This window comes from Pseudomonas sp. WS 5010, assembly GCF_012985565.1.
Taxonomy (GTDB): Bacteria; Pseudomonadota; Gammaproteobacteria; order Pseudomonadales; family Pseudomonadaceae; genus Aquipseudomonas.
In genome coordinates this window covers 797,053-814,215 of the sequence record NZ_JAAQWQ010000002.1, presented here as the reverse complement: position 1 = coordinate 814,215, position 17,163 = coordinate 797,053, and the positions used below count along the sequence as shown (strand labels likewise).

The following is a 17,163-nucleotide window of genomic DNA, read 5'->3' as shown; positions in this document are numbered from 1 at the left end:
CCTTAGAAGTTGAACGCCACGCCGGTGAATGCGCCAAAGCCGTCCCCCGGATACAGCGCGGCAACGTCCTTGCCCTGGGCGTCATAGATCGGCTGGATGGCGGTGACGTAGTTCTGGTCGGTGAGGTTTTTCACGTCCAGGTACACCTGCCATTTCTTGCTCGGGGCTTCATACCCCAGCTTGGCGCCGAAAATCGTGTAGGAGGGCGCATACAGGGTGTTGGCGTAGTCCACGGCGGTACTCGATACCGAGCGCACATTGACCCCGGCGTAGAACCCGTCCGGATGGCGGTATTGCAGCTCGGCCTGGTACACGTGCTTGGGCAGCCCCGGCAGCTCGTTGGAGCCAAAGCGCGCGTCGTTGCGGTAGTAGAAGTCGTTGAGGGTGTAGGCCTGGCGCAGGCTGACGGTTTCGCCGCGCGCGCTTTGCCACAGCGCGGTATCCAGGCCGGCTTCGATGCCCTGGTGGATGGTCGGGCTGGCGTTGGACGTGGAGTTGACCGCCGCCGTGGTACGGGTGGCCGGAATCACTTCGACGGTGAGCAGTTCATCCTTGATCCACGAGCGGTACACCGCCAGGCTGCCATCGAAAATCCCGGCTTTGCCGCGCACGCCGAACTCAACGGTATTGGCCTTCTGCTCGGTGAGGGTCTTGGCGTAGTTGCTGGCCACCCCGGAGCCCGACGACGACCAACTGCTGGGCGGGTCGATGGAGCGGCTGACGTTGCCGAACACCTGGAAGTCCGGCGTGATCTCGTAGCGCAGGCCCAGGCGCGGCGCGACGTTCCAGCTGTCGTAGTCGTAGTGGTCCGGGTAGGGCGAGGTATTGGCGCGGTCCGAGTAGCGCACCTCGATATCGCGCTTGATCTGGCTCAACGACAGGCCGGTGGACAGCCATAGGCGGTCGGTCAGTTGCAGGTCATTGCCGGCGGCAAACACGCGGTCGAACGAGCCGGTGTAGCGTGCCTGTTTCTGCAAGGCGCCGTAGGTGCTGGAGGCCGGGTTGCCGTTGTAGGTCTTGACCCCGGCCTGCAGGTGCTGGGTGCTGGTCAGGCTCAGGGAGGTGTTGCTGGTGTGCCCCTGGATCTGGTCGCTGCGGTTATAGGTCAGCGACAGGTTCAGGTCGCGCCAGTCCCAGTAGTTGGGGTTGACCGTGCTCTTGCGGTACAGCACCTGGGGATAGTTGTGATAGACCAGGCCAAAATCCAGGGTGGCGTCATCGTCGAAGGTATAGGTGGTCTTGCTGCCGACCCAGGTCGAACCACGCTTGGTCGAATCATCGCGGCTGGCCAGGGCCACCGGGTTGGTTTGCGACGAGTCGTGCTTGAGCTGGGCCTTGGTCAGGGTGCCGGAGCTTTCGTGATACTCCTCGCGGTAGCGTACGAACAGGCGGGTTTCCAGCTTGGGGTTGAAGCGGTAGCCGAAGTTGGTGACCACGCCTTTGGCCTTGGTGAAGGTCCAGTCCTGGTAACCGTCGCGTTCGGAGTTGCTCAGGCTGACGTAGTAGTCGCCGTTGTCCACCACGCCGCCGGTGCTCAGTTGTTGCTTGCGCCAGCCAAAACTGCCGGCCTCCAAGCGCACGTGATTGCCCGGCGCAGTCAGGCCGGAGTTGGTCACCATATTGATCGCGCCACCCAACGACAGCGCGCCGTACTGGAAGGCATTGGCCCCGCGCAGCACTTCGGTGTAGTCCAGGCCCTGGGTTTCCAGCAGCTCATACGGCGTGCCGCCGGAGCCGGTCAGGGCCAGGCCGTCGAACAGGAACTTGGTGCCTTCGCGAAAATACCCCGGCGAGGTATTGGCCCCGGAGCCACGGATGGAAATCTTGATTGCATCGTTGCCACCCGCCGACTGCGCATACACGCCGGGCTGATAGGCGAGGGTGTCTTCCAGTGTTGCCGAGCGGCCGCGTTCGACGTCAGCGGCCTTGACCAGGCTGACGCCGCCGGCCACCTCGTCGAGCTTAAGCTGGGCTTCTTCGCTGGCGGTGACCTTGCTGGCCTGCACCGTTACGGTCTGCAGGCGCGAATCTTCGGCGTGGGCCCATTGGGCGGCGAGGATCAAGGTTAGGGCGCTGACGGTTTTAAACGAACTGGAGGCGAGTGGCGGCAGAGGCCTTGAGATCAACTTCAATTGTGCATTCCCTGTGATTGGCTACGAGTGGAGGCGAGTTTCTATTCGTATAGTCAATCTCTGGCAGGGATAGAGCAGAAAGCATGCCAAGCGCCAAAGCGGGTTTTTGCGGGGTATTTGGTTTTAATCAGCGGGTCTCTTATGCCAAAAAACCACACCTGTGTTGAACTGCTGTTGGATTTTGAACAGTGCCGAGGGGCCCGCGCTAGAGCGTTTTTGCCCTGTGTTGCGCTGATTCGGCGAGCAATTCGCCAGCGCGCGCCTGCAAGAAGCGATGCAGGACTTTGACCCGCTCCGACACTTGCAGGCGATGGGGGCACATCAGGTTGAAGGGCGTGGGTTCGCCTTGCCATTCGCCGAACAACGGCACCAGGCGCCCGGCCTTGATATCGCCGGCCACGTCCAGGTTCGCCTTGTAGGCAATACCGTGGCCGGCCAGGGCCCAGCGCCGCACGATTTCCCCGTCATCACTGAGGTAATCGCCGCCCACTTCGACCTCCTCAAGCAGCGTGCCCTGGCGAAAATACCAGGTGCTGTTGGCCCGGCCCTGGCGCATGTAGCGCAGGGTGCTGTGCTGCGCCAGCTCGGCCGGCACCTGGGGTGTGCCGTGGCGCGCCAGGTACGCGGGGCTGGCGCAGGCGATACGGCGGTGATCGGCGACCACCGGCAGCGCCACCAGGCTTGAATCCCTTGGCACGCCAAAGCGCAGGGCGATGTCCACGGTTTCGCGGAACAGGTCGGCGTTGCTGTCGTTAAGCAGCAATTGCAGGCGGATATTCGGGTGCTCGCGCTTGAACTGATCCAGCCAACCGAGCAGTACATTGCGCCCGAAATCCGAGGGCGCGGACAGTTGCAGCAAGCCGCTGAGGCTCTGGCCGTGTTGCTTGATCGCCTGTTCGCCTTCCGCCAGGGCTTCCAGGGCCACCCGCACGCTGTCCAGGTAGCGCCGGCCTTCTTCGGTGAGGCGCATGCTGCGTGTGGAGCGGGCCAGCAGGCGCATGCCCAGGCGGGTTTCCAGGCGTTTGAGGGCAATGCTGGCGGCGGCCGGGGTCAGGCTAAGGCTGCGGGCGGCCGCCGAGAGGCTGCCACTGTCGGCGGTGCGTACAAACACTTCCAGGTCGAGGATTGAGCTCATTTGTAAAAATCCCTTAAAGATCCTGTCGTTTTACCGGGATTTTTCCGCGATTGCCAAGCTGGGAAGATGAACGCTCATTTTTCCGCACGAGGCAGTTCCCATGACATCTCCCCTCAAGGGCAAAACCGTGGTGGTGATTGGCGGTAGCAGCGGCATTGGTGCCGAAGTCGCCCAACAGGCGGCATCCCGTGGCGCGCAGGTGGTACTGGCTGGGCGACGCCTTACGTCGACGGTCGACAACGGCGTGCGCAGCGAGCCGGTGGACGTCACCGACAGCGCCTCCCTGCAACGTCTGTTCGAAGCGGTGGGGCGTTTTGACCACCTGGTGTTCACCTCAGGCCCTGCGGTCCAGGCCAAACACCTGCAGGACACCGACCTGCCACTGGCCCAGGACAACTTCAATGTGAAGCTCTGGGGCGCCTTGCGCGCAATCCAACAGGCGCTGCCTTTTCTCGACGAGCGCGGCAGCATCGTCCTGACCTCGGGGCAGTTGGGGCGCAAGCTGGTTCCGGGGCAATTTATCAAGGTTGGCATCAATGCCGCGACCGAAGCGTTGGGCAAGCAGTTGGCCAAGGAGCTGGCGCCACGGCGGGTCAACGTGGTCAGCCCTGGGGTGATCGACACGCCGGCATACGCGGGGATGCCTGAGGAACAGCGTCAGGGCATGTTCGCCAAGGTGGGCGGGGCGTTGCCGGTAGGGCGGGTGGGGCAGGCGGAGGAAGTGGCGGCGGGTTATTTGATGGCCATGGAGAATGGCTTTATCACTGGCAGCGTGATCGATATCGACGGCGGTGGGTTGCTGTAAACACCGAACCCAATGTGGGAGCGGGCTTGCCCGCGATGGCGGCGTGTCAGTCAATATATAGGCTGACTGATCCACCGCTATCGCGGGCAAGCCCGCTCCCACATTTTTTGTGCCGTGTCAGGCCTTCAGGGTACGGGTCATGCGCAGCGCCAGCACACTACCCGCGACGATCACCGCCGCCAGCAGGTACAGCGCCAGGTCGGTGGAGCCGGTCGCATCCTTCACAAACCCCACCACATACGGGCTTAAAAAGCCCGCCATCTGGCCCATGGAGTTGATCAATGCCAGGCCGCCCGCGGCCGCGCCGGCGCTGAGCATGGCGGTAGGCACCGGCCAGAACATCGGCAGGCCGGTGAGGGCGCCCATGGTGGCGATGGTCAGGCCAAGGATGGCAATGGCCGGGGTGGTGGCGAAGTTCACCGCGATGATCAGGCCGACAGCGCCCATCAGCATCGGTACCACCAGGTGCCAGCGGCGCTCTTTGCGCAGGTCGGCAGAGCGGCCCACCAGCAGCATGAATACCGCCGCCAGCAAATAGGGGATCGCACTGAGCCAGCCGATCACCAGGTTATCGCTAAAGCCCATATTCTTGATGATCGACGGCAGCCAGAAGTTGATGGCGTACACGCCGCTCTGGATGCAGAAGTAGATCAGGCCGAACGCCCAGATCGCCGGGTTCTTGAATACTTCCAGCAGCGAATCAGTGGTGGTCTTGGGCTTGTTGGCCAGGTCGGTGGCCTGGTCGGCCTCGAGCACTGCGCGCTCATGGGCGGTCAGCCACTTGGCGTTGGCGAAGCTGTCGCTGAGCAGGAAGTAGGCGAGGGCACCGAGGATCACCGTCGGCACACCTTGCAGCAGGAACATCCACTGCCAGCCCGCGAGACCGCCCTGGCCCGCCGCGAAGTGGTTGAGGATCCAGCCGGAGAACGGGCTGCCGAGCAGGCCCGACACCGGGATCGCGGACATGAACAGCGCCATGATCCGCCCACGGCGGAAGGTCGGGAACCACTGCGAGAGGTACAGCACCACGCCCGGGAAGAAGCCCGCTTCAGCGGCACCGGTAAACAGGCGCAAGGTGTAGAAGTGCGTCGGTGTGGTCACAAACAGCAGGCAGGCAGACAGGGTGCCCCAGGTGATCATCATCAGCGCAATCCAGCGCCTGGGACCGAACTTGGTCAGCGCCAGGTTGCTCGGCACGCCACACAGCACGTAGCCGATAAAGAAAATCCCGGCGCCGAGGCCGTACACGGTCTCGCTGAACTTCAAGGCGTCGAGCATCTGCAGCTTGGCAAAGCCGACGTTGACGCGGTCCAGGTAGTTGAACAGGTAGCAGATGAAAATGAAGGGGATCAGGCGCAGGGTGATGCGCTTGTAGACGGCGTTTTTGTCGTCATCGTTGGCCAGGGTAGCGGCGGCGCTCTGTGACATGGCGTTCTCTCTTTATTATGATTTTTCGCGATGCGAGGGTAACGTTGATCGCCCCAAGAGTCTCGGTCACGGGACGGTGTCGTGTCTTTGTGCCCCCGCACAGCGATCCATCCATTGCGCTGTGCCTTTGAACAATCGCTTAATGCAGCGCTTTCAAGGAATTTAGCCCCATGTTCGAACTCGATCATGACCTGGCGCAGGATATCGTCAATCGCACGATGGCCATTTTGCCCTACAACGTTAACGTCATGGACAGCCAGGGCCTGATCCTCGGCAGCGGCGAGCCGGAGCGCATCAATACCCGTCATGAAGGCGCGCAATTGGTGTTGGCCAACGGTCGCGTGGTGGAAATCGACAGCCAGACCGCCAAGCACCTCAAGGGCGTGGCGCCGGGGATCAACCTGCCGCTGCTGCATGACCAGCGTCTGATCGGGGTGCTGGGCATCAGCGGTGAACCGCAGTTGCTGCGCACTTATGCCGAACTGGTGCGCATGACTGCCGAGATGCTGGTCAGCCAGCGCCATCAGCAGGCGGAGCAGCAGTGGCGGCGCCAACGCTGTGATGATCTGCTGGCGTTGCTGCTGGCCGACAGCGGCGAATCGCCGCGCCTGGTGGACGAGGCCCAGCAACTGGGGCTCAAGCCGCAGTTGCCGCGAACCCCCTATCTGTTTGAGCTGGGCCCGGGCCAGACCGCCGAAGCCCTGGCTGCCTGGCTGGCTTCGCGTTATCCGGACAGCTGGTGCGTCAGCAGCGCACAGTTTTCGTTGCTGTGGTGTCGCCCGGCAGCGGTGCCGATGGACAACCCGCGCCTGCTGGAAAAACTCGAGGCCTCGGGCTGGAACATCCTGCGGGTGGCCGTCGGTGGCCAGGCCGACGGGTTGGCCGGCTTGCGCCGCTGTTATCGGCGGGTGGCGGACTTGCTCGCCTATGGCCGCGATGTGCTGCCGCAGTCGCGCCTGCTGACCCTCAATCGCTACCGGTTGCCGGTGATGCTCTGGCGCCATCGCAACGACGATGCCCTCGACGAACTGCTTAACCCATTGCGCAAGGTCCTGGCCAAGGACGCCAACGGCCAACTGCAGGCGACGCTGCGCAGTTGGTGTGAGCACGACGGGCAAAGCCAGGCCTGTGCCGATGCATTGGGCATCCACCGCAACAGCCTGCGCTACCGCATGGAGCGCATCGCCGAATTGAGCGGTGTCGACCCGTTGACCTTAGATGGCATGCTCGCGCTGTACCTGGGCGTGCAACTGCTGCCCCAAACCCCTTAGGAGGCGCTTTTGTAGAAATGAACAACAAACCCCAGCCGCGCTTGTGCATCGGACAGGCGTCATTGCCGGTGCCAACTGGCAGCATGGGCGTCATAAAAATCGGAGAAAGCCCATGAAAGTCATCATCGCCCCCGACTCGTTCAAGGACAGCCTGAGTGCCGAAGGCGTGGCCCAGGCCATTGCCGAAGGCCTGGCTGAGGTTTGGCCGCAGGCCGAACTGATCCAGTGCCCGATGGCGGACGGCGGTGAAGGCACGGTGGAGTCGGTGCTCGCGGCCTGCCATGGCCAGTTGCGCAGTTGCACTGTGCAAGGCCCGTTGGGCGGCGCCGTTGAGGCGCGCTGGGGCTGGTTGGCCGAAAGTGCCACGGCAATCATCGAAATGGCCGAAGCCAGCGGCCTGCAACTGGTCCCGCGGGAGCAGCGCGATGCCTGTTCCAGCAGCACCTTTGGCACTGGTGAGCTGATCCGCGCCGCCCTGGATGCCGGTGCCCGGCGGATCATCCTGGCGATTGGCGGCAGTGCCACCAATGACGGCGGCGCCGGTGCCATGCAGGCCCTTGGCGTGCAACTGCTCGACGCCCAAGGCCACAGCCTGGCGCGTGGCGGCCTGGCCCTGGCGCGCCTGGCACGGATCAATCTTGAGCAGTTGGACCCGCGCCTGGCCCAGGTGCGTTTCGATATCGCCGCCGACGTCAACAACCCCCTGTGCGGCCCCCACGGTGCCTCGGCGATTTTCGGCCCGCAAAAAGGCGCCAACCCACACCAGGTCGAGCAGCTGGACCAGGCCCTCGGACACTTCGCCGACCACTGCGCCGAAGTCTTGCCCCGGGACGTGCGCGACGAGCCGGGCAGCGGCGCGGCCGGTGGCCTGGGCTTTGCCGCCAAGGCCTTCCTCGGCGCTAGGTTTCGTGCAGGCGTGGAGGTGGTCGCCGACCTGGTGGGCCTGGAACACGCCATGCGCGGCGCCGACCTGGTGATCACCGGCGAAGGCCGCTTCGACGCCCAGACCCTGCGCGGTAAAACCCCGTTTGGCGTGGCGCGGGTGGCCAAGCAACAGGGTGTTGCGGTGATCGTTATCGCCGGCACGCTGGGCGAGGGCTACGAGCAGATGTATGCCCATGGCGTCGACGCCGCGTTTGCCTTGCCTGGCGGGCCGATGAGCCTGGAGCAGGCCTGCAGCGAAGCGCCGCGGTTGCTGCGTGAGCGGGCGGCGGACATTGCGCGAGTGTGGCGCTTGGGCGCGCAGCGCAGTGGCGGATGACAGCGCTTGTTATCGCCGCCTACACTGATCGGCCACTTGTCTTTCAAAGGATGAAACACAATGCCTACACATGACACCAATATCGTGATCCAGCGCTTTGCCGAAAGCCATCTTCAAGGCATGCATGCGCTCTACAACGATCCGGCCGTGTGCCGTCAGGTGCTGCAGATGCCGTTCCAGTCGCTGGAGGTGTGGCGCAAGCGCCTGGCCGATACCAATGAGCGACTGCTCAGGCTGGTGGCGGTGCAGGCGGGTGAGGTGCTTGGCAGTTGCACCCTGGAGCAGTACGCGCGCAGTCGGCAAAGCCATGTCGGCAGCATCGGCATGGGGGTGGCGGTGGCCTGGCAGGGCAAGGGGGTGGGCACCCAGTTGCTGGGCGCGGCGCTGGAGGTGGCCGACAACTGGATGAACCTGCACCGGGTGGAACTGACGGTGTATGTCGACAACGAGCCGGCCCAGGCGTTGTACCGCAAGTTCGGTTTCGAGACTGAAGGCCGGCTGCGCGATTACGCCGTGCGCGACGGCGTATTTGTCGATGCCCTGAGCATGGCCCGCCTGCGTCAGACCGCCTGATCGCCCAGGGCAAACGCCACCGCAGCCTGCGCATGCAGCAAGGTGGTGTCCAGCAGTGGCAGCTCGCTGTGCTCAGGCTTGATCAGCAGGCCGATCTCGGTACACCCCAGGATAATCGCCTGGGCGCCACGGGCCGCGAGGTTGGCGATGGCCTGCTGGTAAACCTGGCGTGAGGCTTCGTTGATCACTCCGACGCACAACTCTTCATAAATGATCCGGTGCACGGCGTGGCGTTCTGCTGCGTCGGGCACCAGCACGTGCAAGCCCTGGGCTGCCAGGCGCGCCTTGAGAAAATCCTGTTCCATGGTAAACGCCGTGCCCAGCAGGCCAACGGTCAGGGTCTGGGCCTTGACCGCCGCCGCGCCCGCCGCATCGGCAATGTGCAGGAACGGCACCGACACGCCAGCTTCGATCTGCGGCGCCACCAGATGCATGGTGTTGGTACACAGCACGATGCAGTCCGCGCCACCGGCTTGCAGGCGGCGTGCGGCGTCTTGCAGGATCAGCGCCGCGTCATCCCAGCGCCCGGCGTGCTGGGCTTGTTCCACCGGGCCGAAGTCGACGCTGTACAGCAGGATTTGTGCCGAGCGCAGCGGCCCCAACCGGTCGCGTACCTGCTGGTTGATGATCCGGTAATACTCGGCGCTGGACTCCCAGCTCATGCCGCCGATAAGGCCGATGGTGCGCATGCAAAGCTCCTCAAGCTGTTGGGCGAAAGCTACACCTTACCCAACACGCGAGCGTTAGTCATACGCGCCGGTGCAGCATCTGCCATGATCGTTGTTTGCAGCCCCCGAGGAACACCGCAATGGACGATGTACAGCAATTGGGCGAGATGCTTCGTCATTACGCCGACAGCGAAGCGCACAAGCGCCAGCAGTTCGAGGTGCAGTCAGCCCGCTGGACCCAGAAAATCACTGAGCTGTACGGCGAGATCGAGCAGTGGTTGGCGCCGGTCAAGAGTGATGGTTTGCTGGAGGTTCAGCGTGAGGCTTATGTGGCGTCTGGCCCAAGCGTGCCGGTGGAGACTTCGACCTTCAAGACCGAGAAACTGACCATTCATATCGCGGGCAAACCGGTGGAGTTTGTGCCGGATGTGATGGGGGCGGGTGGGTTGATTTCGTTGTCGGTCATGGGGCTGACCGCGGCCCGTTACGGCAGCATATCCCTCGTGCTGCTGCCGGGGTCCAATGATTGGTTGTGGAAGAAAACCAATGGCTTGAAAGACCCGGACACCTTTGCCTTCGATGCCAACTTCCTGGCCTTGCAGTTGCAGAGCCTGATTCCGCGCGAACGCGGCTGATCCCCAGGCAAATGTGGGAGCAGGCTTGTGTGGGCTTGTGTGGGAGCGGGCTTGCCCGCGATAGCGGTGTGTCAGGCAAGTATTCCTGACCTGATATACCGCCATCGCGGCATGAGTATTTAGACCACTCTTTTCTGGGTTTGTGTACATATCCGTTGCTGCGGTCACGGCGGCTATTGGTTCCGCCCTTACGGCGGGTCACTTTTGGAAAAGAGCCCGGAGTGCCGGCCCAGCCAAAAGTAACCAAAAGGGCTCTTGCCCCACCACTCGGCACCTCGCCCAGGCTCGGATGACGGGCAGCGTGGTTTAACGGGGCGCCTAAGATCAAAATCACAAGCAAAGCGGCCTGACAGCCGACCTGATCGTCAAGGCGTGCGCGTACCCCTGTAGGAGCTGGCTTGCCTGCGATGGTCGTTAACGATGACGAATGAATACCAGATACTCTGATGTGTTCTTTCGGGCGTCATCGCAGGCAAGCCAGCTCCTACAGGGGAATGCAGCTTCGCGCTCTGGTTCTGCTGTTGCTGTTGCTCTGCTTTTGATCTGGCTTTTGATCTTAGGTGCCCCGTCAAACCACGATGGCCGCAGGCAGGTATTGCGCAGTGGGCACCCCGGCATGGATGCCGGGGTAGCCGCGACACCTCCATGACCGCAGCAACGGATATGTACTCACACCCAACTACAAAAAAAGAGCGAGTTGTGTAGACACCTATGGCCATCGCGGGCAAGCCCGCTCCCACACAAGCCCGCTCCCACAAAAAGCCAACACCGAGCTTTAGAGCTCGACATTACCCCAGCCCGGCTTGGCCTCCTCAGGTGCCACCGCCTTGACCTGTTTGCCCGTCGCCAGCTCCACCCGCCGCGCCACTTCCGGGTCGTCGGCAAACGGAATCAAGCTCGCCTCATCCAAGGTTTCCCCCGATTGCCCGCGCAGGCAGTACTCCACGGCGCCATACAGGCAGATCACCGCCGCCAGGTTGAAAATGACCTCCCACATCAGGCGATCTGCGCATCATTGTGCGCCACCTTCAGGTCGGCCACCCGTACGGTGCGCCAGGTGTTGTAGGCCATCAGCAACATGCCGCCAAGGAAGAACACCCCACCGGCAAACCGCACCACAAACCCCGGGTGGCTGGCCTGCAAGGCCTCTACGAACGAGTAGGTGAGGGTGCCGTCGTCGTTGACCGCCCGCCACATCAGGCCCTGGGTGATGCCGTTGACCCACATCGAGGCGATGTACAGCACCGTGCCGATGGTTGCCAGCCAGAAGTGCAGGTTGATCAGCGGCACGCTGTACATCTGCTCGCGACCGAAGACTTTCGGGATCATGTGGTACAGCGAGCCAAAGGTGATCATCGCCACCCAACCCAGGGCACCCGCGTGAACGTGGCCGATGGTCCAGTCGGTGTAGTGGGACAGGGCGTTGACCGTCTTGATCGCCATCATCGGCCCCTCAAAGGTCGACATGCCGTAGAACGCCAGCGACAACACCAGAAAGCGCAGGATCGGGTCGGTGCGCAATTTATGCCAGGCGCCCGACAGGGTCATCATGCCGTTGATCATCCCGCCCCAGCTGGGCGCCAGCAGGATCAGCGACATGGCCATGCCCAACGACTGCGCCCAGTCCGGCAGCGCGGTGTAGTGCAGGTGGTGGGGCCCCGCCCAGATATACAGGGTGATCAGCGCCCAGAAGTGCACGATGGACAGGCGATAGGAATACACCGGCCGCCCGACCTGCTTGGGCACGAAGTAATACATCATTCCCAGGAACCCGGTGGTCAGGAAGAACCCCACCGCGTTGTGCCCGTACCACCACTGCACCATGGCGTCGGTGGCGCCGGAATACACCGGGTAGGACTTGAACCAGTCCACCGGGATCGACAGGTGGTTGACCACATGCAGCATGGCGATCACCACGATAAACGCGCCGAAGAACCAGTTGCCGACGTAGATGTGCTGGGTCTTGCGCTGCACCACGGTGGTGAAGAACACAATGGCGTAGGCTACCCACACCACGGTCATCCACACCGCGCCGGAGAATTCGATCTCGGCGTATTCCTTGGTGGTGGTGTAGCCCAGGGGCAGGGTGATCAGCATGATCACAATCACCGACTGCCAACCCCAGAACGTAAAGGCGGCGAGCCAGTCGCTATACAGGCGCACCTGGCAGGTACGTTGCACCGCGTAGTAGCTGGCGGCAAATTGCGCGCTACCGGCAAAGCCGAAAATCACCAGGCTGGTGTGCAGTGGCCGCAAGCGGCCAAAGGTGGTCCAGGGCAGGTCCAGGTTCATGTCCGGCCACACCAGTTGGGAGGCGATCCATACGCCCATGGCCATGCCGATAACGCCCCATACCACGGTGGCGATGACGAATTGACGGACAACCTTATAGTTATAGGCCTGCCCGGTTGATGCTGTGCTCATGGTCAGTCTTCCACGGTTTCAAGTCCCGGGCACTGTAGGAAATCCATGAAAAACAAAACAGGCTCAGAAAAACTACATTAATACGGATCAGAATATATCCCTTAAAACATGGGGCATTGCCAGGCTGATATGGTTTTTTAGTTTTTAGCTGAATCTGTGACGCATTGAGCTGTAAGTGCATAGTCGCTCCCATAGAAACCGCTGCCGTCGAGCGCGGTCAGCCATGATGAGGTAGCGAGATGTATCGGTACGATGAGTACGACCGGGCCCTGGTCTTGGAGCGTGTGGCGCAGTTTCGTGATCAGGTCGAACGGTTTGTCGCTGGCGACCTGAGCGAAGAAGAATTCCTGCCGCTGCGCCTGCAAAACGGCCTGTACCTGCAAAAACATGCCTATATGCTGCGGGTGGCGATCCCCTACGGCACCCTCGGTGCGCAGCAGTTACGCACCCTGGCGAGCATTGCCCGGGATTACGATCGCGGCTACGGCCACTTCACCACGCGCCAGAACATGCAGTTCAACTGGATCGAGTTGCAGCAGGTGCCTGACATCCTCCAGCGCCTGGCCGAAGTCGACATGCATGCGATCCAGACCTCCGGCAACTGCGTGCGCAACATCACCACCGAAGCCTTTGCCGGGGTGGCCGCCGACGAGTTGCTGGACCCGCGCCCGCTCGCGGAAATCCTGCGGCAATGGTCGACCATCAACCCCGAGTTCCTGTTCTTGCCGCGCAAGTTCAAGATCGCCATCTGCTCGGCGCGCCAGGATCGGGCGGCGATCATGATGCATGACATCGGCCTCTATCTTTACCAGGACGCCGGCGGCCACATGCTGTTGCGCGTACTGGTAGGCGGCGGCCTTGGGCGCACGCCGATCCTCGGCTTGCAGATTCGCGATGGCTTGCCCTGGCAGCACCTGCTGTCGTACGTCGAGGCGGTGCTGCGCGTGTACAACCGCCATGGCCGGCGCGATAACAAGTACAAGGCGCGGATCAAGATCCTGGTCAAGGCCCTGGGCATCGAGGCGTTTTCCCGGGAGGTGGAGGAGGAGTGGCAACACCTGCGCGACGGCCCGGCGCAATTGACCGAGGATGAGTACCAGCGCGTGGCCTCGGCCTTTGTACCACCGCATTATCAGGCGCTGCCCGACACCGACCTGGACTTTGGCACACACATGGCTGACAGCCCGGCGTTCGCGCGCTGGGTGACACGTAACGTGCAGCCCCACAAAGTGCCGGGCTACAGCAGTGTGGTGCTGTCCACCAAGCCGGGGATTGCCGCGCCGCCGGGCGACGTGACGGCCGAGCAGATGGACGCCGTGGCGCAGTGGGCCGAGCAGTTCGGCTTTGGCGAAATCCGCATCGCCCATGAACAGAACATCGTACTGCCGGATGTGCCCAAGGCGTGGCTGCATGCGTTGTGGTCCCTGGCCTGCGAGCAGGGCCTGGGCAGCGCCAATGTCGGCTTGCTGACCGACATCATCGCCTGCCCCGGCGGCGACTTCTGTGCCCTGGCCAACGCCAAGTCGATCCCCATCGCCCAGGCGATCCAGCAGCGCTTCGACAACCTCGACTACCTGCATGACCTGGGCGATATCAGCCTGAATATCTCCGGCTGCATCAATGCCTGTGGGCATCACCACATCGGCAATATCGGCATCCTGGGCGTCGATAAAAATGGCAGCGAGTGGTACCAGATCACCCTGGGCGGCGCCCAGGGCAAGGCCAGTGCGCTGGGCAAGGTGATTGGCCCTTCGTTCAGCGCCGCACAGATCCCGGATGTGATCTCACGCCTGATCGCCACCTACGTCCGCTACCGGGAGAGCGACGAACCCTTTATCGACACCGTGCAACGCATCGGCCTGGAGCCGTTCAAGGAGCGGGTGTATGGCAGCGTGGTGCAACCGGTATGAACAATCTGCTGAGCCTGGAACAGGGCGTGGCCCGTATCAAGCAGGATGACCCCTGGACCCTGGTGCGCGACGCCACTGGACCGCTGCCCGATGGCCCGTTGATCCTGCCGCTGGCCCTGTGGCTGAGCCGGCGTATTGCGCCAGAGCCGCCGCAGGACGCGGTGTGGCTCGGCCCGGACGATGAAGTCGAACACCTGCAGCCGTGGCTGGAGGTGTTGCCGCTGATTGCCCTGGACTTCCCCAGCTTTCGCGATGGCCGGGCCTACAGCCAGGCCTATCTGCTGCGCACGCGCATGGGCTGGCAGGGGGAGTTGCGGGCGGTGGGGGATGTGCTGCGCGACCAACTGAGCCATATGCGCCAGTGTGGTTTCGACGGGTTCGCCGTGCGCGAGGACAAGTCGGCCGTCGACGCACTCAAGGGCCTGGCGGGCATGAGCGTGAGCTATGGCCGCTCGGTGATTGAGCCGCGGCCGCTGTTTCGGCGGCGGCAGGTGCTTACTTCAATGCCGGGTCGCCAGGATTGAGTTTTTTCCAGCCCTGCATCACCACTTGCGCCTTGGGTTCCTGATTGTTCTCCAGGTAGTACTGGATCAGCGACAGCCGCGCGTTACGGTTATACGGTTGGCGCTGGAGCAGTGCTTCCAACTGCTGGCAGGCCTTGTCGACCTGACCACCGTCGTGCAACGCCACCGCCAGCACAAAGCTGTACTGCCCGTTGCCCGGTTCCAGGCGGGCGGCTTCGCGCAAGTGCGTCAGCGCCGACGGCGTATGGCCCTGGCGAATCAGCATCAACCCTTGGGTATGTTGCAGCAGCGCGGCCTCGGGATGTTGCTTGAGGTTTTCGGCAACCAGGCGGCGGGCTTCTTCGCCCCGGCCATTGGCCTCCAGCCACTGTGCGAGGGTCACCAGCGCCGGGTAGAAGTCCGGGTCGCGCAGCAGCGCCGTGCGCAGTTGGGCTTCGACCAGGCCGGCGCGCCCGCTGGCCTGGTACAGCATGGCCAGGTTGAGGTTGGCTTCGGCGCGCTCTTGCAGGCTCCGTTGCACGTTCTCGTATTCACCGATGGCCTGTTCCCAGGCCGGGCCCAGGCCTTGCGCTGCGACGCTGAGCAGATCCCGCGCGGCGAGAATGCGCACCGCCCGCACCGGGTCCTTGAGCAAGGGGCGATACAGCGCCACGCGCTCGGCAGGCGGCAGCAAGGCGCTGGCCGCCCGAAGCGCACTCTCGCGCACCTGTGGGGCAGGGTGGCCCAGGTCTTTGGTCGCCAGCTTCAACGCCTGCTCACTGGGGTAGTTGGGCAACTCGGCCAGCAGCGTGGCGCGTTGGATCGCCGGCAGGTTGCTGCGCGCCAATTGCTCATACAACGCGTGTGCCGCACCCGGCTGGCCGCCGCGAATCAGCGCCAGGCTTTCGTCGTAGCGTGGGGCCTGGAGTGTCTGGCTGTGGTCCCACAGTTTGAATTGTGCACTGATCTTGTCGCCGGCCTTGCCCTGGTGGCAGCTCAGGCAGGCGTCCGGGGTGCCGAGCCTGGCGGCGCGCTCGGGGTTGGGGATGCTGAAGCTGTGGTCATGGCGAAAGTCGTTGCCCATGTAGAACTTGCCGGGCATATGACAATCGACGCAAAACGAGCCAGGCTGCCCGGCGACATGGCGCGTGTGTTCCGGCGCTTCGTAATTCCTGGCCTGCAACCCGCGGCCATCTACCGAGGCAACCGCAGTCTTGCCCGCCGTGTTGTGACATTGCAGGCACACACCGTTGCCGGGGGCCTTCAACTGGTTGCTATGGGGGTTATGGCAGTCGGTGCAGCGCACGCCCTTGTCGGCCATCTTGCTCTGGGCGAAGGAGCCGTGCTCAAACACTTCGTCCTTGATCTTGCCGTCCAGGGCATACAACTCGCGGGTCAGCACGCTGGGCAGGTAGTCATCCATCAGGCGCTTGCCCACGGTATAGCCGTCACCCAGTGGGGCGCGGCGTGCATGGCAGCGGGCGCAGGTTTCAAGCTCGACGGTGGCGTCCTTGTCCTTCAAGTCCACGGCAAAGCCTGCATGCAACAGGTCGCCTTTCTTCGCTGCCCATTGCATATGGTTCGAGGCCGGGCCATGGCAGGCCTGGCAGCCGACACCGAGGCTGTTCCACTGGCTGTCGAAGCGGTTGTTGGGCGCATCGAAATTGCGCTGGTAGCCGGTGGTGTGGCATTCCACGCACATGAAGTTGGCGTTTTGACTCGGCTTGCTCCAGTGCAACGGGTTCTTGAAGTTCACGCCCTGGCCGGGATAGAGGTGGAACCAGCGGTTTTTTTCGGTATCCCAGGCTACGCCCAAGGCCTGCAAGCGTCCGTCGCCGACCTCGATCAGGTACTGCTGCAAAGGGGCGATGCCGAAGGTGTAGGCGACCTTGAAGTCGGCAGGCTTGCCATCGACCCCCGGGGTGTTGACCCAGAACTCATCGCCCCGGCGCAGGAAGCGAGTGGTTTCGCCTTCGCCCTGGAACGAGGCATTGTTGAAATCGGCCGGTACCGTCTGGGGGGTTGCCTGCTGCATTGCCAGTTGATGGTGAGAACCTTGCCAGTCCTTGGCCTGGGGTTGATGGCAGCCCTGGCATTGCTGCTCGTCCACCATGTGCGCAGGCGGCGTCGGCGGTTTAGCCACAACAGCCACCGGTGTGGGCGCCGGCAGCGGCAGCTTGGGCGTACTGGCCTGGAGGAACAGCCAGATCGCGGCCATCGCCAGTAGCAAAACGGCAATCAACAGTGGGTAGAGATAACGACGGGATGAATCACGGTGGTTGACCTTGGGCATGCGACTTCCGATGTCCGATGCATTGACGCTCTATGGCGTGCTTAAGCTGTGTGCAGCTTTGACGCAGGTCAGGGCCCTGTCAAATCAGGGGTGTGAAATAAGCCGCACTTATGTGCCAGTAGTAG

14 protein-coding genes are annotated in these 17,163 nt (G+C 62.9%); 7 read left to right on the top strand and 7 right to left on the bottom strand.

Annotated elements, in window-relative coordinates; translation table 11 throughout:
* Positions 1 to 2: 2 nt before the first annotated feature.
* A complete protein-coding gene (locus tag HBO11_RS08230) occupies positions 3 to 2,132 on the bottom strand; it encodes a TonB-dependent receptor (RefSeq protein ID WP_262381006.1) in 2,130 nt (709 codons plus the stop codon).
* A 205-nt stretch (positions 2,133 to 2,337) separates the two neighbouring features.
* Positions 2,338 to 3,267 (bottom strand): LysR family transcriptional regulator, encoded by a 930-nt coding sequence (locus HBO11_RS08225; protein WP_169955868.1) that lies wholly within the window; start codon positions 3,265 to 3,267, stop codon positions 2,338 to 2,340.
* Between the two features lie 100 nt (positions 3,268 to 3,367).
* Between HBO11_RS08225 and HBO11_RS08220 the strand changes: the two genes are divergently transcribed.
* Entirely contained in the window at positions 3,368 to 4,072 is a 705-nt protein-coding gene (locus tag HBO11_RS08220; RefSeq protein WP_169955870.1) for an SDR family oxidoreductase, read from the top strand.
* 117 nt (positions 4,073 to 4,189) lie between these two features.
* Here HBO11_RS08220 and HBO11_RS08215 read toward each other — a convergent pair whose 3' ends face one another.
* Positions 4,190 to 5,500, bottom strand: a complete 1,311-nt coding sequence (locus HBO11_RS08215; RefSeq protein WP_169955872.1) for an MFS transporter — start codon at positions 5,498 to 5,500, stop codon at positions 4,190 to 4,192.
* Positions 5,501 to 5,670: 170 nt separating this feature from the next.
* Here HBO11_RS08215 and HBO11_RS08210 point away from each other — a divergent pair, with 170 nt between their 5' ends.
* The 3 genes from HBO11_RS08210 (at position 5,671) to HBO11_RS08200 (ending at position 8,605) form a co-directional block, all read left to right on the top strand.
* Entirely contained in the window at positions 5,671 to 6,771 is a 1,101-nt protein-coding gene (locus tag HBO11_RS08210) for a sugar diacid recognition domain-containing protein (protein ID WP_169955874.1), read from the top strand.
* Positions 6,772 to 6,883: 112 nt separating this feature from the next.
* Positions 6,884 to 8,032 carry a glycerate kinase gene (locus HBO11_RS08205; RefSeq protein WP_169955876.1) on the top strand — a complete coding sequence of 383 codons (1,149 nt, stop codon included), beginning with the start codon at positions 6,884 to 6,886 and terminating at the stop codon, positions 8,030 to 8,032.
* A 60-nt stretch (positions 8,033 to 8,092) separates the two neighbouring features.
* The gene (locus HBO11_RS08200) at positions 8,093 to 8,605 is read left to right on the top strand and encodes a GNAT family N-acetyltransferase (RefSeq protein ID WP_169955878.1); all 513 of its coding nucleotides are present in this window, start codon (positions 8,093 to 8,095) and stop codon (positions 8,603 to 8,605) included.
* Here HBO11_RS08200 and HBO11_RS08195 read toward each other — a convergent pair.
* Positions 8,593 to 9,294 carry an aspartate/glutamate racemase family protein gene (locus tag HBO11_RS08195; RefSeq protein WP_169955880.1) on the bottom strand — a complete coding sequence of 234 codons (702 nt, stop codon included), beginning with the start codon at positions 9,292 to 9,294 and terminating at the stop codon, positions 8,593 to 8,595. The genes HBO11_RS08200 and HBO11_RS08195 overlap by 13 nt on opposite strands.
* 119 nt (positions 9,295 to 9,413) lie before the next feature.
* Here HBO11_RS08195 and HBO11_RS08190 point away from each other — a divergent pair, with 119 nt between their 5' ends.
* Positions 9,414 to 9,908: a hypothetical protein gene (locus tag HBO11_RS08190; RefSeq protein WP_169955882.1), complete on the top strand. Its 495-nt coding sequence runs from the start codon at positions 9,414 to 9,416 to the stop codon at positions 9,906 to 9,908.
* Positions 9,909 to 10,683: 775 nt separating this feature from the next.
* On the opposite strand, the gene HBO11_RS08185 is transcribed toward HBO11_RS08190, so the two are convergent.
* On the bottom strand, positions 10,684 to 10,905 hold the full coding sequence (locus HBO11_RS08185) for a cbb3-type cytochrome c oxidase subunit 3 (protein ID WP_169952532.1): 222 nt from the start codon (positions 10,903 to 10,905) through the stop codon (positions 10,684 to 10,686).
* On the bottom strand, positions 10,905 to 12,332 hold the full coding sequence (gene ccoN, locus HBO11_RS08180) for a cytochrome-c oxidase, cbb3-type subunit I (protein ID WP_169952531.1): 1,428 nt from the start codon (positions 12,330 to 12,332) through the stop codon (positions 10,905 to 10,907). Before ccoN ends, HBO11_RS08185 begins: the two co-directional genes overlap by 1 nt.
* A gap of 239 nt (positions 12,333 to 12,571) precedes the next feature.
* Here ccoN and HBO11_RS08175 point away from each other — a divergent pair, with 239 nt between their 5' ends.
* Both HBO11_RS08175 and HBO11_RS08170 read left to right on the top strand, forming a co-directional pair.
* Positions 12,572 to 14,242, top strand: coding sequence for a nitrite/sulfite reductase (locus tag HBO11_RS08175; RefSeq protein ID WP_169952530.1), 1,671 nt, complete (start codon positions 12,572 to 12,574; stop codon positions 14,240 to 14,242).
* On the top strand, positions 14,239 to 14,766 hold the full coding sequence (locus tag HBO11_RS08170; protein WP_169952529.1) for a DUF934 domain-containing protein: 528 nt from the start codon (positions 14,239 to 14,241) through the stop codon (positions 14,764 to 14,766). Before HBO11_RS08175 ends, HBO11_RS08170 begins: the two co-directional genes overlap by 4 nt.
* On the opposite strand, the gene HBO11_RS08165 is transcribed toward HBO11_RS08170, so the two are convergent.
* Positions 14,738 to 17,038 (bottom strand): cytochrome c3 family protein, encoded by a 2,301-nt coding sequence (locus HBO11_RS08165; protein ID WP_169952528.1) that lies wholly within the window; start codon positions 17,036 to 17,038, stop codon positions 14,738 to 14,740. The genes HBO11_RS08170 and HBO11_RS08165 overlap by 29 nt on opposite strands.
* Positions 17,039 to 17,163 lie beyond the last annotated feature (125 nt).

What these genes read in the sequence shown, in the direction of transcription:
- HBO11_RS08225 (WP_169955868.1), bottom strand. Translation starts at nt 3,267, where the DNA reads ATGAGCTCAATCCTCGACCTGGAAGTGTTTGTACGCACCGCCGACAGT.
- HBO11_RS08220 (WP_169955870.1), top strand. Translation starts at nt 3,368, where the DNA reads ATGACATCTCCCCTCAAGGGCAAAACCGTGGTGGTGATTGGCGGTAGC.
- HBO11_RS08215 (WP_169955872.1), bottom strand. Translation starts at nt 5,500, where the DNA reads ATGTCACAGAGCGCCGCCGCTACCCTGGCCAACGATGACGACAAAAAC.
- HBO11_RS08210 (WP_169955874.1), top strand. Translation starts at nt 5,671, where the DNA reads ATGTTCGAACTCGATCATGACCTGGCGCAGGATATCGTCAATCGCACG.
- HBO11_RS08205 (WP_169955876.1), top strand. Translation starts at nt 6,884, where the DNA reads ATGAAAGTCATCATCGCCCCCGACTCGTTCAAGGACAGCCTGAGTGCC.
- HBO11_RS08200 (WP_169955878.1), top strand. Translation starts at nt 8,093, where the DNA reads ATGCCTACACATGACACCAATATCGTGATCCAGCGCTTTGCCGAAAGC.
- HBO11_RS08195 (WP_169955880.1), bottom strand. Translation starts at nt 9,294, where the DNA reads ATGCGCACCATCGGCCTTATCGGCGGCATGAGCTGGGAGTCCAGCGCC.
- HBO11_RS08190 (WP_169955882.1), top strand. Translation starts at nt 9,414, where the DNA reads ATGGACGATGTACAGCAATTGGGCGAGATGCTTCGTCATTACGCCGAC.
- HBO11_RS08185 (WP_169952532.1), bottom strand. Translation starts at nt 10,905, where the DNA reads ATGTGGGAGGTCATTTTCAACCTGGCGGCGGTGATCTGCCTGTATGGC.
- ccoN (WP_169952531.1), bottom strand. Translation starts at nt 12,332, where the DNA reads ATGAGCACAGCATCAACCGGGCAGGCCTATAACTATAAGGTTGTCCGT.
- HBO11_RS08175 (WP_169952530.1), top strand. Translation starts at nt 12,572, where the DNA reads ATGTATCGGTACGATGAGTACGACCGGGCCCTGGTCTTGGAGCGTGTG.
- HBO11_RS08170 (WP_169952529.1), top strand. Translation starts at nt 14,239, where the DNA reads ATGAACAATCTGCTGAGCCTGGAACAGGGCGTGGCCCGTATCAAGCAG.
- HBO11_RS08165 (WP_169952528.1), bottom strand. Translation starts at nt 17,038, where the DNA reads ATGCCCAAGGTCAACCACCGTGATTCATCCCGTCGTTATCTCTACCCA.